The sequence below is a fragment of the Acidovorax sp. Root70 genome, from assembly GCF_001428225.1.
Classification (GTDB): domain Bacteria; phylum Pseudomonadota; class Gammaproteobacteria; order Burkholderiales; family Burkholderiaceae_C; genus Acidovorax.
The window spans coordinates 157525-171982 of the sequence record NZ_LMHQ01000031.1; the positions used below are offsets into that span (position 1 = coordinate 157525).

Below are 14458 nucleotides of genomic sequence, written 5' to 3' on the forward strand. Positions count from 1 at the left end.
CGATGTCACGTCTTGGACCAGTCAGCGGGGGCTTCGCCGCCACCTGTTTGCACAAGTCAATCGTGTGTGGAAATGATTCTCGCACAGGCACCAGACCGGCCTGGTGGGACGGCTTGCGGGGCGCGCTACAGCGGAAACACCACCGTCACCAAGAGCCCGCGCCCCTGGGGGCCCGTGCCCAGCGTCAGCGTGGCGCGGTGCACGCGGGCAATCTCATCGGCAATAGCCAAGCCCAGGCCCGTGCCCTCGCCACCTGCGCCCGGCACACGGTAGAACCTTTGCAGCACGCGGGTGCGCTCGGCCTCGGGCACGCCCGGGCCGTCGTCCTCCACCGCCACATAGGGCCGGGGCGGGCCCGCACGTCCCTGGCGCATCCCGCAGCGGATGGTGACCACCCCACCGGGCGGGGTGTATTTGATGGCGTTGTCCACCAGGTTGGACAGCAGCTCGCGCAGCAGCCAGCCGTGCCCCGTGACATGGACCGGCTGCACATCCAGCCCCAGGTCCAGGCCCTTGCCGGTGGCTGCGTCCAGAAAGGTCTCCAGCAGCGATTCGCACAGGTCCTTGAGGTCCACCCGCTGTGGCGGCTGCGCATCCAGGCTGCGGGCATCCGCACGGGACAGCGCCAGCAACTGGTGCGCCAACTGCGAAGTGCGGCGCGTGGCGTTGCGCAGCTTCTCGATCTGATCAGCTCCCAAAACAATAGCGCCCTGCGCACGATCTTCATGCGCTAGCGGCATTTTTCGGTCGAAATCCGGGAAAGACGTGCGTGGAGGCGCCGCCGCCTTGGCCATCATGGCCCAGGCCTCGACCTGGGCCTGCAAGCCTGCCAGCGGCGTGCGCAGCTGGTGCGCCGCGTCGGCCACAAAGCGGCGCTGCCCCTCCGCCTGCGCGTTGACCAGCGCAAACAGGCGGTTGAGCGAGTGCACCAGGGGGCGCACCTCGTCGGGCGATGCAGCTTCATCAATGGGGCTGAGGTCGCGTGGCGAGCGGCGCTCCACCGCCTCGGCCAGCCCCACCAGGGGCTTGAAGGCCTGCCGCACCGCCCAGTGGATCGCAAAGCCCGCCGCAATCAACAGCACCAGATTGGGCAGCAACACCCGCAGCAGCAGTTGCTGCGCCCATTTCTGGCGCGGGTCGGACCCGTCGGCGAGCGCCACCACCAGTTCGCCCGCCCCCGTGCGCCCGCGCTGCGCCGCCACTCGGTAGGTCACCCCGCCAAACTCCACACTGTGGAACTCAGGGGCCTGGGTGGTGGGTACACCGCTGTGCACCCAGTCCTCGCCCAGCAGCAGGCGCCCCGAGGTGTCCCGCACGCTGTAGGCAGCAAAGCCTGCGTTCTGGCGCAAAAAATCTTCGATGGGGGGGGCCAGCAGCAGCAGGGGTGGATCGTTGTCGTGGATGGGGGGGGCCAGCACCGAATCGGCCAGCGCGGGCAGCAGCCGCACCAGCCGCTGGTCGTGCTGGCCGGCCGCCTCGTCGGCCGACCGGTAGTCCAGCCACACGCCCACCAGCGCCAGCACGCACAGGGGTAACACCAGCATCAGCAAGAGCCGGGTGCGCAAATCCGACGTCATCGCGCGCAAGCCGGGCCGCCGGGAGGAGTTCTTCTTCCAAAGCATGGCGAGGCGGCGAAGAAAGGGGCGAGTTTCCGCTCAGGTAGCCTGCAATTCGAGGCGGTAGCCAAAGCCGCGGATCGACCGCAGGGCCACCCCATGGGGCTCCAGCTTGCCCCGCAGGCGCGAGACATAGACCTCTACCGCGTTGGGGGTGATCTCCTTGTCCCAGCCCGTCAGCGCCTGAAGCAGCTTGTCTTTGCTCGCGGGCTTGGGGGCGTTGATGAGCAGGTATTCGAGCACCGTCCACTCGCGCGGCCCCAGTTCGATGACCTGTTCACCTGCCGGCGTGCGCATGCTGGCCCGGCGCCCCGCGGTGTCCAGCTCCAGCGGGCCAAAACTCAGCACCGCCGTGGTCGCGGCCTGTGACCGGCGCAACAGCGCCCGCAGGCGCGCCAGCAGCTCGGGCAGCTCAAACGGCTTGACCATGTAATCGTCCGCCCCCAGATCCAGCCCCTGTACCCGGTCGTGCAGGGCATCGCGCGCGGTCAGGATCAGCACGGGCATGGACGGGCTTGCCATGTCGGGGCGGCGCAGGCGGCGCGTCAGCTCCAGGCCGTCCATGGCGGGCAGCCCGATATCGATGATGGCCGCATCGAATGACTCGGCGCGCAGGACCTCCTCAGCCCGCTCGCCACTGCCCACCCAGTCCACTGCATAGCCTGCATCGGTCAGCCCCAGCTTGATGCCGCTGGCCACCATCACATCGTCTTCGACCAAGAGCAGGCGCATGGAGCCCTCTTGCGGGTCAGTGGGACCGGATCATCGTGCCGTACGCCTGCTCGGTCAGAATCTCGAGCAGCATGGCGTGTGGCACGCGGCCATCAATGATGTGCACCGCGTTGACGCCGGCCTTGGCTGCGTCCAGCGCGCCAGCAATCTTGGGCAGCATGCCGCCCGAAATGGTGCCGTCGGCAAACAGCTCGTCAATGCGGCGGGCCGTCAGGTCGGTCAGAAGGTTACCAGCCTTGTCGAGCACGCCAGGGGTGTTGGTCAAGAGCATGAGCTTTTCGGCCTTGAGCACCTCGGCCAGCTTGCTGGCCACCACATCGGCGTTGATGTTGTAGCTCTCGTTGTTCTCGCCAAAGCCGATGGGGCTGATGACGGGGATGAACGCATCGTCCTGCAGCGCCTTGACCACACTGGGGTCGATGGAGACGATATCGCCCACCTGGCCCACGTCGTGTTCGATGCTGGGGTCCTTGCTGTCCACCATCTTGAGCTTTTGGGCCCGGATCATGCCGCCATCACGGCCCGTCAGGCCCACGGCCTTGCCGCCGGCCTGGTTGATCAGGCCCACGATGTCCTGCTGCACCTCGCCAGCCAACACCCATTCGACCACTTCCATGGTTTCGGCATCCGTCACGCGCATGCCCTGAATGAATTCGCCCTTCTTGCCAAGGCGGTTCAGGGCCGTTTCGATCTGCGGGCCGCCGCCGTGCACCACGACGGGGTTCATGCCCACCAGCTTGAGCAGCACAACGTCTTCGGCAAAGTCAGCCTGCAAGGCCGGGTCGGTCATGGCGTTGCCGCCGTACTTGATCACCATGGTCTTGCCATGGAACTTGCGGATGTAGGGCAGCGCCTGGGCCAGGATTTCAGCCTTGTCGCGCGGTGCAATCGAAAGAAGGTCGGTCATGGAGGCGTGCCATCCGGAGAAAACTGTGAGGCGCAAATTGTGCCGCATTCGCCAGGCTGCGGGCGCCAAACTGCCTCAGTGGCGCAGCCAGTTCGGTACTTTGAACCGCACGATGGCCAGGTAAGCCATCACATAGCTGACCACGAACAGCCCACAAAACGCCATGAGCAGGGGCGTGTTGTTCCAAAACAGTACGGCAGGCACCACCGTCAACAACGTAAAGCCCCACAGATAGGGCGACGTGCGGTTGTTGCGCATCAGCACGCGGCGCGACTCGTCGTCGTGAAACACCCCACGCACGATGCGGCGGTAGATGAGCTGGTGGAAATGCAGCGCATCGGCCACACCGGGCGAAACACCTCGCACCGCCTTGCGATAAATGGAAAAAACTGTCTCCCAGACTGGGTAGATCAGCAGCAGCATTGGGAACCAGGGCGAAACATCCGCATTGCGCTGCACCAGCGAAATACTGGCGATGGCTATCACCACGCCCCACACGTAGGCGCCCCCATCGCCGGCAAACAACATGCCGCGCGGGTAGTTCCAGACCAAAAAACCTCCGGTGGCCGCGGCGGTGGACACCAGCAGCGCCGCCAGCGCACGGTCCCCGACCTGCAACGCCACGTGGGCCAGGGCCAGACACACGATCAAGGCGACCATCCCCGCCAACCCGTTGTAGCCGTCGATGATGTTGAAGGCGTGGGGCAGCCCTGCGACTGCCAGGACGACAATGGCCAGTCCCAGCCAAGGCGCCGCAACCAGGACGGCATCGAGCCACGGCCAACCCATGCGCGGCAGGTTGAGACCCAAAAGCCACACCGCCAACGCGCCGGATGCTCCCGTCAAAGTGAGGCGGTAGCGCACCGACAGGCGCTGGGTAAGGTCTTCTGCAATCCCGCCCAGCGCGGCGGGGAGCACTGCGACCAGCCACGCGCCCACCCACACATCAAGCCTGAGGGAGCCGGGGTCGCCCCAGTAGACAGACTGCAGCACGCCCAACGCCCATCCGATGGACGTACCCACTAACAAAGCCGCACCACCCAACCGTGGAACATGCCCCAGGTGAAATCGCTGGGGCATGGAGTCGCCGTACAACTCCGCATGCTTCCGCCCCCATCTCACAATGAGCCCTGCAGCCAGCGCCGCCACCAAAAAACCAACCACAGACAACCAAATCATGGAGCGCCGATGGTACCGTTGTCAGCGGACTGCGCGGTTAGCAACTGTAGCGCCCGGGTGTAGACCGGTGAGCGCCACAGCCGCCAAAGGCTCTGGAGGTGCCAGCCCAAATGTTTCAGGCTGCGCGAACTGGCACGCTGCCCCGCATGAATGACCCGCACCGGCGCCTTCGCCAGATGCAGGCCGCGCAACCGCAGCCGCAGGCAAAGGTCCACATCCTCGCAGTACATGAAATAGCGTTCATCAAACCCGTTCAACGCATGCCAGACCACAGATGGCAGGACCAGACACGCAGCATTCACCCAATCCACCCGCATCTCCTGACGGCCCAAAAGTCTGCGGCGCAAAAGCGCCATGGGAGAAGGGACTTCGCGCTCACTCCCCTGCACACGGCCGGCTGGATCGATCTGGACAGGATAGGCACAACCAATGTTTGGCGCACCACACGCAGAAATCAGCGCCTTGAAAGGGTCGCTATTGCCCACCAACGCCACATCGGGGTTGAGAACACACACAAACGCCTCGGTGGCATGGGCTAGCGCGCGGTTGTGATTGGTGCCAAACCCGAGGGGAACCACATTGACTACCCGTAACAACTCAAATGGCCAGCCACTGGCGGGGGGAACAGGCTCCGGCTCTGGCAGGTTCTGGGTCAGCACCACGCGAGATACCGACGTAGAGGAAACATGGGCCAGCTGCAGCAGCAGCGCCTGCACCATGTCACCGTGCCCATGACTAACCACGGAGACCACCAAACCAGGCTGAAACAAAGGCTGAATGACTGACATTGGCCCGTATTGTCCCCTGCGCGGCACACAAAGGCGCCGGATCTGGCCCGTCATAATCGCCGGATGACGAATTCTATTGACGACCTGCACGTGTATTTGCGCTCCATTGCAGAAGGAGAACGCACTTCTCTGTCGGTCCTTGCCAGCCTGATCAATCGCGGCGCTAGCGTGCTGGACCTGGGGTGTGGCAGCGGCGCCCTGGGACAGTATCTGAAAGAGACCCGCGATTGCACGACGGACGGTGTCACCCTGAGCCAGGCAGAAGCGGTGCACGCCCAGCCCCACTACCGGCAGGTCGAAGTAGCGGACCTGGAAACAGCCGATCTGCTCCGCATGTTCGGGACCAACCAGTACGACTACATCGTATGTGCGGATGTCCTGGAGCATTTGAAGCGCCCAGAATCCGTTTTGCAGGTGTGCCGAGAGCTACTCGCAGCCGACGGCCGGCTGCTGATTTCAGTGCCCAATGCCGCGTACTCCGGGCTTTTGGCTGAGTTGCTCGAAGGAGAGTTCCGCTACCGCGAGGAAGGTCTGCTCGATAACACCCACCTGCGATTCTTCACACGTCGATCGCTCGTGAGGTTCCTGTCCGAGCAGCGCTGGGACCTCGATGCGGTCGACACCATCACCCGGCAATTGCCAGACTCGGAATTTCAGGCGGCATTCGACCGGCTCCCCCCTCCCGTTGCCCGCTACCTGCTGGGCATCCCCGACGCCCTCACCTACCAGTTCATTGGCATTGCACGGCCGGTGGCCTACGTGCCCAGCGCGGTGCACGCACCCACTGACCTCGGCACGGCGCAGGCGCTCTTTACGGCACAGCTCTATATGGGTCGGCATGGAGGCTATGCGGAAGACGACAAACTCAGTGCCACCGGCGCCATCGGCTCTGAGCACCAAACGGTAAGCTTTCAAATACCTGCAGCCAGTGCCCCCGTCACCCGGCTCCGCTTCGATCCCGCAGACCGCGCCGGCTTCTTGCACCTGTACAGCATCACCCTGCGCAGCGACCGGGGCGATGCACTGTGGCAGTGGTCGGCCAACACGGCCAGTCGCACCTTGCTGGCATCCACCCCCCACAGCCAGATTGCCTGGCAAGCCCCCATGCCCCCGGCGTCCGGCGCCAGTCTGCTGCTGCTCACGGGTACCGACCCCTGGCTGGAGCTCCCTATCCCCGCCGAGGTGCTTGCGGCCGCCAGCCCTTCAGGCTCAAGACTGGATATTGAACTGGGCTGGCCCATGTCTGCCGACTATCTGGCGCTGTCCAACACCGTCAAGCCTCTCGGTGACCGCATCGACCAACTGGAGAGCAACGCCCGCGATGCGCAAAGCCGCATAGACCAGCAGCAAAGCCAACTACAGGTGGTGGGAGGCAGAGCCAGCCTCCTCGAAGAAAGCAACAAGGCACTTGCACAGCAACGCGCCATGTGGCAACAAGAAGCCACGCGTCTAGACAAGGACTACCAGGCGCTCGCCGACCACCTCAAGACCATAGAAAACTCCACCGTGTTCAGAGCCACCCGCCCCCTGGTGCACGCCAAGATGCGCATTGATCGACTGCTGGGCCGCAGCCCGGCGACCGTGCAGCCCGCCCAGCCAGCCCCCGTGCCCCTGGCGCCGCCACCCCACCCGGTGGACGTCATCGTGCCCGTATACCGGGGTCTGGCAGACACGCAACTGTGTATCAACTCCGCACTGGCAAGCCAGTGCGAAACGCCCTGGCGTCTGATCGTCATCAACGATGCAAGTCCGGAACCCGAAGTCACCGACTGGCTGCGCGAGCGCGCACGCCAGGACAGTCGCATCACGCTGCTCGAGAACGCGGAGAACCTGGGCTTTGTCGGCACCGTGAACCGCGGCATGGCGCTGAACAGCAGCCACGACGTGCTGCTGCTCAACAGCGATACCGAGGTGGCCAATGACTGGCTCGACCGCATTCGCCGCGCCGCCTACAGCGACCAGAAGGTCGGATCGGTCACGCCGTTCTCCAACAACGCCACCATTTGCAGCTACCCCCGTTTTTGCAAGGACAACGCTTTGCCCACGGGATACGACACAGCGCGACTGGACGCACTGTGCGCACAAACCAATCCTGGCGCCGCGGTGGACGTACCGACCGGTGTGGGGTTTTGCATGTATATCCGCCGTGACTGCCTGCAGCAGGTCGGCCTGTTTGATACGGAGAACTTTGGGAAAGGCTACGGCGAAGAAAACGATTTTTGCCAACGCGCCGCCGAGTCGGGTTGGCGCAATCTCCATCTGCTGGACACCTTTGTGCTGCATACCGGTGGCGTGAGCTTTGGGGACAGCAAGAGCCCGCGCGAGCGCGCGGCCATGGAAACTTTGCGACGCCTGCACCCCCGCTACGAGCGCGATGTCATGGCGTTTGTGCAAGCAGACCCTGCGCAGCCTTATCGGCTCGCGTTGGACGTGGCTCGCATTCAGCGCGCTCAACTGCCCACTGTGCTGGCCGTGTTGCATGACCGCGCAGGCGGCACGCTGCGCCATGTGCGCGAACTGGCCCAACACCTGGGGGCCCAGGCCATCTTCCTCACGCTGACGCCCGCACCGGACCAGTGCGTGCGCCTGGAGCTGGCCGGCAAGGAGGAGGGCTTTGAGCTCGTCTTCCGGCTCTCCGACCAATTCACCGACCTCATAGTGGTACTGAAAAGCCTGGGGGTACGACACATCCACTACCACCACCTCGTCGGCCATGATCCGCTGGTTCTGGACCTGCCTGCACAGTTGGGGGTGGACTACGACTTCACTGCGCACGATTTCTACAGTTATTGCGCCCACATTTCCATGACGGGCAGCGACAACCGCTTTGCCGGTGAACCCGCCCCCGGGCAGTGTGCATGTTGCGCCCCTCAAGACCCCGCCCCCATGGGTACCGGCACGGTGTCTGATTGGCGCCATCGCAACCGCCACTTTCTGACGAGCGCTCGCCTCGTGATCGCCCCGAGCATCGACACTGCACGACGCATGACAGGTTTTGCCCCCGGTGCACGCGTGCGGGCCATTCCCCATACCGACATGGCCGCGCCCGGCAGCCCCGGAGCACCCGAGCCGCACGTCAAGCCGCTGGCCTCAGACGCACGCCTCAAAGTGGTGGTTCTCGGGGCGCTCAGTGCCATCAAGGGCGCGGACGTGCTCGAGGCGGCGGCCATAGAGGCATCCCGAGCGGGAGCCCCCGTAGAGTTCCACCTGCTCGGTTACGGCTACCGCCACCTGCAAACCCAGCCCCGCGCGCGGCTTACCGTGCATGGAGCCTATCAGGAGGAAGACCTGCCGGGCCTGCTGGCTTGGCTGCAGCCTGACGTCGTGTGGTTTCCCGCCCTCTGGCCCGAGACCTACAGCTACACGCTCAGCAGCGCGTTGCAGGCGGGCTTGCCGGTGGCCGTTCCAGACATTGGTGCATTTGCAGAGCGTGTGGCCGGCAGACCCTGGAGCTGGGTATGCCCGTGGGACCAGGATGGAAAGCAATGGGTGCACTTTTTCACCACCTTGCGCGCCGAGCATTTCGTTGCCGCGGTGCCACCCGAAACCCCTCCCGCTCCCCCCACATCAGGTACCCCGACGCCCTGGACGTACCAGAACGACTACCTGCAGGGCGTGTCGGCTACGGCAGACGCTCAGCCACCCATGGCAGCTGTATCGCTGGCCCCCTACCTGGCGCCCAAGGGCGCATCCGCTCGCTCAGAGGCACTGAACGCACTCGCTTACCTGCGTTCGCTCCCTCTGCTGCGCACTGCGGCCCGTCGCATCCCTGCGCATTGGCAGCGCAGAGTCAAGAATTGGCTGCAGAAGTAGGGCTTGCCCTCTCCGCAGCATTGCGGAGCAGGCGCTTGGATCTGGAACATCTTGAAGAATCCCTGAGGGGGTGGCGCCATCACCGCTCTGGCGAGGAAACTACTGCAACTCTCGAATTTGGTGAACCACGCGATTCCACCAGAATCTCTAGCGCACCCTGCACAGCCCTGGGCACGTTATAAACGTGGGCGACACGCGGGGTATCGCTGTAGTTTGCCTAAGCCAAAGACACGACTACACAACGCTGAACATTTGCCGCCATTCAATAATCAATCAACAGACGATCAACCCCTCGGTGTTGGGCCCTGTGGCACAGCCTCAAAGAAATCTACGAAGACGCCCCTGAACTCTTGTCCAGAGACCCAGCGCAGCGCTCCAACACATCGGCGTTTTACCAAGTCGAAATAAAGTCGATGCATCTGGTGCTGGAACAACACCACCTGTTCCCCGGCCGCCCAGGGGCGCTGACAAAGCGCATCCACGCCCTGCGGCACGTCGTCTTGGACTCCCACCGTTGTCAGGCTATACGGCCTACCCGCCTCGGCCATGAAACCCCGCAGATAGTAGTTGAAATAGATGGCATTGGGAGCCCAGGTAGCCACCACCGTAGGAGAGCCTTGGGCATACCGCGCAATGAAGCGCGATGCCTCACGGTACTCCTCCTTCCACGGTTTGTGGTAAGAGGTCAGCACAACCTGCAAGCTGGCAGCACATCCGAGCAGCACGACCAAACCAGACAACCCTCTGCGCGGCTCCGCCAGCGAGAACAGCAAAGCGAACAGTGCAATACCAACCGGGAGCATGGCTGAGAAATATCGCTCGTGCCACACCCTGGCATGAAATGCCGTGTAGATGCCATAGCCAAAATGCGCCACTACCATACCCGCGAACGCCGCCACCAACAACCATCGCGCATCCCGCCGACACGCATCCGACCGACGGCATTTCCACAACGCTCCCACAAATGCCAAGGCGAGAAGCCCCCACAGGGTATGCAGGCCCGGCATGAGAAATCCTGCTGCCTTGGGCAACATCAGTGACCACACATCCGGCCAGTCATAGTCACGCCAGCCAAAGCGCCCTGTACCTGTCGCTGCCATGGAGAACCAGTTCAGGTACATCCAAGGCGCCAACAACACCGGCACCGCCACAAACCATCCGAACTCGCGCAGAGGTTTATCCTGCCACCATGCCATCGCAAACCGTACCGCCACCAGGGCACACGCGAGCACCAGTCCAGTGTAATGCGTGTACGACAGCAACAAATACAGGGTCACATCCAGCCCGATGCGCTGTGGCTCCGCCTGCAAGGCATACCGCACCAACCGCACCACAGCACAGGTTGCCAGCAGCATCAGGAGTCCGTAGCCTCGCGCCTCCTGCGCGAGAGCCACTGCCGAAGGCGCCAGCGCCAGCAGCAGCCCAGCGGCACCAGCAGCAAAACCGCCCAAGGGGCGCCTTAGCCCGGCAAAAAGCACCAACGGCGCCAGACTTCCTGCCACGGCGCTGAGCGCACGTACGGCAAAATCCGATGTTCCAAATACCTGGGTCCACAGCCACAGCAGCAGTTCAAATAAGGGCGGCGAGTTTTCCCCAGCCTTCCAAGTCAAGGCGGAATCCTCGATCCGCAAATCTGGAAAGACCTTCTGTACATAGTCATACCAAGGGCGGCCTTCACCCACCTGGGTAACAATGGAAACGGAGAATAATTCATCCGACCAGAGGCCCTGGCTATCCAGCGCATGAAAGCGCAACCCCGCCGACAGCATTGCCAGCACAACCAGCCACGCAGCAGTACCTCGCCTCATGTGCGGTAGCCGGGCACCGTCCAATACCGCAGTTGTTGCATCAACTGGCGGCGCCAGCGTTGTGCCAAAGAGAGCGGCGGCTGGCGGAATACGCCCACAGTGTCGCCCCAGGGCGCGCTCTCAGGATCCGCGTGCGGCGCCCAATCCGTGCTGACCTGCAGCAACTCCATACTCGAGTATTTGGCAAGCGCGCGATAGGCATCGGGGTAAAAGCGCCAGCAATCCTGCGGGTAACGATGCTCTGGCCCTCTCGATGGCGCCAGCAGAAAGATGACCCCTCCTGGCTTGAGCACCCGCGTCATCTCCATCCAAGTCAGCCAGAAAAACTCTACGTGCTCGAATGCTTGGCCCGAGACAACCACATCTACCGAATGGCTGGTGAACGGGAGGCGGTAGGGCGACTGCAACACCACGTCCACATTCGGCCCTGCGGCCAAGTCCACCCCTGTGTATTTCCACGCGGGGTGCAAAAAGAACTGCTTGTAGCTGCCATTCACGTCATAGCTGCCTATGTCAATGATGTTAAGCGGCTTACCTGTGATGGCTGAGAGATATTTGTGAACCAGCCCCTGCACATGGGCTAGTGAACTTGCATGCATATATTGAAAATCTTCCTAATCGGCAAAAAAACGTTGCGCCTCACCCCACAGATGCCAAGATGCCGGTCGCAATAGCATCGCCCGCTCCAGTCGTTCAAACAGCGCCTTGGTCAACTCGTCCTCGTCATTTCCAGGCTCAAGAATTTCAAGATCTAGTAGGCGTCGTCCAGTTTGCATGTCCACGTTCATCAGCACAACAGTCACCGGCACTTTTTGCTGCACCGCCAAGGATGGCAATACCCTAGGAACACTCACCAACCGCCCCAACAGGCTCACCGTCCGTGTCTTGGCCACCTGATCGGAAGGCACATCCAACACCACCAGCACTTGCTCCTGCGCAGCCAAGGTATCAAGCACCTTTGGCAGACCGCCCTGCGCGTAGATTACGGGTCTGCCGCTGGCACGCTGCACAGTGTCCATGCGCGCCTTGATGTACCGATGCAGCAACCATCGTCCTTGAAATGGTGGTCCCTCCGTGGCCGCCACCAACATGTGGGGGTGCAGGCCCTCAGTCGCAGCGTGCCGGAGGCTCCACAGTCCCAGCCCCCAATGAAACGTCACCAGAAGTCCGGGCTTGCCTGCAGGCTGCCATTGGCCTGATACCTCCACGAATCTATGCATCCAACGATTCGTACGGCATCGGAATAGGTAATGGTCAGCGTGATCAATCAGGGTAATCAATCGACGTTCCTGCAACCAGGCCTTTTCGTCCCTGACCATTCCCATCCCACGTGCCAGTGTAAGTGCGCGCAAGCAAGGCTCTCGGTAGAGCCATCCGCAGCGGGCCAACGCTTTGAACAAACGGAATGCTGCAGGCCACGGCAGCACGGCCGCCAGACCCGGCAATAGCACCAACTCCAACGCATCGCGCGCTTCCACGCGCATCCGGCGCCAGCCCTTGGGTATCACGCCTCTCCCCAGTAGTGAGGCAATCGCACGAGCCCTGGCGTCAACTGTGGATTTACGTACCGGAATCGCGCATGCTGGTACCACTCGTCGTAGACCACGACGCCCGCGGTATCGAACAGGTACGCGCTGAGGACATATTCACCCGAGTGCAACGGAAGACCGGGGTACGTAAGAACCGCTTGCCAGTCCCCATTGGGCAGTCGCGTCAACTGTGCGCCATCAGCGCGTGATGAATCAGATGTAATGCCGTGCCCCTGGAACTGTTCCAACATCACAAGCACCTGGGGCATCTCATCAGTCCCCTCCAACTGCGCCGTAACGCGGATGCGAAGATCTGCGCCCTGCAAAAGCGGCGGCTCTGAAGCATCTGTTTGATCAATCGTCAGGGCTACGATACGGGCGCCCAAGCGTTGACTGGAGACTTGAGTTGCCGGCACATGTGCCGGCAACTCAAGCTGCTGCTTCTCCGCAGATTCGGGTATTTCTCGCAGCCGCGAGTGCACTTCGTAGGCCGAAACCACATCCTCTGTCGGGCCTTGCATCACCAATTCACCCTGCTTGAGCCATAGCGCGGCATCGCAAAGGCGGCGTATATGGTAGAAGCTGTGCGAACAGAACAAAATGGTGCAGCCATTCTCGCGAAACGCCATGATGCGCTCCACACATTTTTTTTGAAAATGCTGGTCACCAACGGCAAGCGCCTCGTCGATGATCAGTACATCCGGCTGCACCGCCGTCACCAACGCGAAGGCAAGGCGTACCGTCATGCCCGACGAATACGTCTTCACCGGCCGCTCCATCGCCTCGCCCAACTCGGAAAACTCCACGATGCCCGCTTCTAGGCGTGTCATCTCTTCATGACTGATGCCGATCAGGCTGCCACCAAAATACAAATTGTCACGCCCACTGAACTCTGGATGGAACCCCGCCCCCAACTCCAAAATAGCCGTCACTCGGCCCACACGCTCCAATGTGCCTGCGCTCGGCTGCATCGTGCCGGCCAACAGCTTAAGCAGCGAACTTTTGCCTGCGCCGTTGTCGCCGATCACGCCAATGCACTGACCGCGACGCAGCTCGAACGACACGTTGCGCAGAGCCCAGTGACTACGATGGCGGGTGCGCGTACTGAACAGCGCCTTGAAGCGTTCTCGGGGGCTGGTGTATAGCCGATATTCCTTGCCCAAACCTGATACGCGCAACACCACGTCAGTTGACATAGGCACCTGATTGCTGTTGCTGCTCATAGCCAATCCACTAGCTGATCGCGGCTACGAGCCACCACGCCATTCAGCACCAGTGTCAAACCAGCCAGCCACACAGCAGACACCCCCCATACGGTCAGTGGCGGCCATGCACCTTGAAGTAGCACCGCTTGCAAGCCCACGACAACCATCGTGATGGGATTGAGCCACAGCATCCATTGCCAACCTTGCGGAAACATAGACAGCGGAAAGAGGATGGGCGACAGATAGATGCCCACTGACAACAAAAAGCCCACCAGTTGCACCACGTCACGTAGCGCTGCCGCCAAAATGGCGAACAAATAAGCCAGTAGCCATGCCAGCACCACCAACAGCAGCAAGAGCACGGGTAACGCCAGCATTGACGCGCCGAAGTGATGCAAAGGTGCGTATGCCAGTGCAATGAGCAGCAGCAGCGGCCCATAGATAAGTGCGCTGGCCAACACCGCCCGCGTCACGAAGAGCACCGGCGGCAGTGAATTCTTTTGCAGCAATCCACCGGCTTCCAGCAGGCTGTTCATACCGCGCGAGACAGCATCGCAGAACGCCATCCACGGCAAGGCACCCACGATCAGGAAGGTACCAACCGCACGTGCGGGTGCCCCGTCCCCCAGACGCATCGAAAACACCACGTCAAAAACCAAGTAGTACGCAGCCACCGTGAGCAACGGCTGCAAATAGGGCCAGATGACGCCTGCGGCGGTACCAGCGTGTCTCGCCGCCACCTCACGACGCACAAGCACCCAAAGCAAGCTGCGCGCACGCCAGATGGCTAGCGCATCAACCGCAAGCGCTGGACGCGGTATGTAAGCCATTTCCCAAACGATAGGAGGTCTGCGTCAATGCACTGCCCCCTGCTCCCCAAA

The 14458-nt window shown here is 62.3% G+C and carries 11 protein-coding genes; 1 reads left to right on the plus strand and 10 read right to left on the minus strand.

Features of this window, described 5'->3' with window-relative positions:
* Positions 1-125 precede the first annotated feature (125 nt).
* The 5 genes from ASD94_RS20410 to ASD94_RS20430 all read right to left on the minus strand — a co-directional run bounded on the left by ASD94_RS20410 (position 126) and on the right by ASD94_RS20430 (position 5312).
* Positions 126-1577, minus strand: coding sequence for a sensor histidine kinase (locus tag ASD94_RS20410; protein WP_056646958.1), 1452 nt, complete (start codon positions 1575-1577; stop codon positions 126-128).
* Between the two features lie 78 nt (positions 1578-1655).
* Complete coding sequence (locus tag ASD94_RS20415) at positions 1656-2348, minus strand: response regulator transcription factor (protein WP_056646961.1); 693 nt, start codon at positions 2346-2348, stop codon at positions 1656-1658.
* Positions 2349-2364: 16 nt separating this feature from the next.
* Positions 2365-3255 (minus strand): acetylglutamate kinase, encoded by an 891-nt coding sequence (gene argB, locus ASD94_RS20420; protein WP_056646965.1) that lies wholly within the window; start codon positions 3253-3255, stop codon positions 2365-2367.
* Between the two features lie 75 nt (positions 3256-3330).
* Positions 3331-4434, minus strand: coding sequence for a glycosyltransferase (locus ASD94_RS20425; RefSeq protein ID WP_056646969.1), 1104 nt, complete (start codon positions 4432-4434; stop codon positions 3331-3333).
* The gene (locus ASD94_RS20430) at positions 4431-5312 is read right to left on the minus strand and encodes a glycosyltransferase family 2 protein (protein ID WP_369818081.1); all 882 of its coding nucleotides are present in this window, start codon (positions 5310-5312) and stop codon (positions 4431-4433) included. The genes ASD94_RS20425 and ASD94_RS20430 overlap by 4 nt, the downstream gene beginning before the upstream one ends.
* On the opposite strand from ASD94_RS20430, the gene ASD94_RS20435 reads away from it, so the two are divergent.
* A complete protein-coding gene (locus tag ASD94_RS20435) occupies positions 5286-9035 on the plus strand; it encodes a methyltransferase domain-containing protein (RefSeq protein ID WP_056646978.1) in 3750 nt (1249 codons plus the stop codon). The two genes, ASD94_RS20430 and ASD94_RS20435, sit on opposite strands and share 27 nt — an antisense overlap.
* Positions 9036-9319: 284 nt before the next feature.
* On the opposite strand, the gene ASD94_RS20440 is transcribed toward ASD94_RS20435, so the two are convergent.
* The 5 genes from ASD94_RS20440 to ASD94_RS20460 form a co-directional block, all read right to left on the minus strand.
* Positions 9320-10843, minus strand: a complete 1524-nt coding sequence (locus ASD94_RS20440; RefSeq protein WP_056646982.1) for a glycosyltransferase family 39 protein — start codon at positions 10841-10843, stop codon at positions 9320-9322.
* Positions 10840-11442, minus strand: a complete 603-nt coding sequence (locus ASD94_RS20445; protein ID WP_056646984.1) for a class I SAM-dependent methyltransferase — start codon at positions 11440-11442, stop codon at positions 10840-10842. Before ASD94_RS20445 ends, ASD94_RS20440 begins: the two co-directional genes overlap by 4 nt.
* 15 nt (positions 11443-11457) lie before the next feature.
* Positions 11458-11862 (minus strand): hypothetical protein, encoded by a 405-nt coding sequence (locus tag ASD94_RS24145; protein WP_235510718.1) that lies wholly within the window; start codon positions 11860-11862, stop codon positions 11458-11460.
* A 485-nt stretch (positions 11863-12347) separates the two neighbouring features.
* Positions 12348-13595: an ABC transporter ATP-binding protein gene (locus ASD94_RS20455; protein WP_056646992.1), complete on the minus strand. Its 1248-nt coding sequence runs from the start codon at positions 13593-13595 to the stop codon at positions 12348-12350.
* Positions 13592-14407, minus strand: coding sequence for an ABC transporter permease (locus tag ASD94_RS20460; RefSeq protein WP_056646995.1), 816 nt, complete (start codon positions 14405-14407; stop codon positions 13592-13594). The genes ASD94_RS20455 and ASD94_RS20460 overlap by 4 nt, the downstream gene beginning before the upstream one ends.
* Positions 14408-14458: the final 51 nt, after the last annotated feature.

Coding starts and splice junctions, on each gene's coding strand:
- ASD94_RS20410 (WP_056646958.1), bottom strand. CDS start 1,577: ATGACGTCGGATTTGCGCACCCGGCTCTTGCTGATGCTGGTGTTACCC.
- ASD94_RS20415 (WP_056646961.1), bottom strand. CDS start 2,348: ATGCGCCTGCTCTTGGTCGAAGACGATGTGATGGTGGCCAGCGGCATC.
- argB (WP_056646965.1), bottom strand. CDS start 3,255: ATGACCGACCTTCTTTCGATTGCACCGCGCGACAAGGCTGAAATCCTG.
- ASD94_RS20425 (WP_056646969.1), bottom strand. CDS start 4,434: ATGATTTGGTTGTCTGTGGTTGGTTTTTTGGTGGCGGCGCTGGCTGCA.
- ASD94_RS20435 (WP_056646978.1), top strand. CDS start 5,286: ATGACGAATTCTATTGACGACCTGCACGTGTATTTGCGCTCCATTGCA.
- ASD94_RS20440 (WP_056646982.1), bottom strand. CDS start 10,843: ATGAGGCGAGGTACTGCTGCGTGGCTGGTTGTGCTGGCAATGCTGTCG.
- ASD94_RS20445 (WP_056646984.1), bottom strand. CDS start 11,442: ATGCATGCAAGTTCACTAGCCCATGTGCAGGGGCTGGTTCACAAATAT.
- ASD94_RS24145 (WP_235510718.1), bottom strand. CDS start 11,862: ATGGACACTGTGCAGCGTGCCAGCGGCAGACCCGTAATCTACGCGCAG.
- ASD94_RS20455 (WP_056646992.1), bottom strand. CDS start 13,595: ATGAGCAGCAACAGCAATCAGGTGCCTATGTCAACTGACGTGGTGTTG.
- ASD94_RS20460 (WP_056646995.1), bottom strand. CDS start 14,407: ATGGCTTACATACCGCGTCCAGCGCTTGCGGTTGATGCGCTAGCCATC.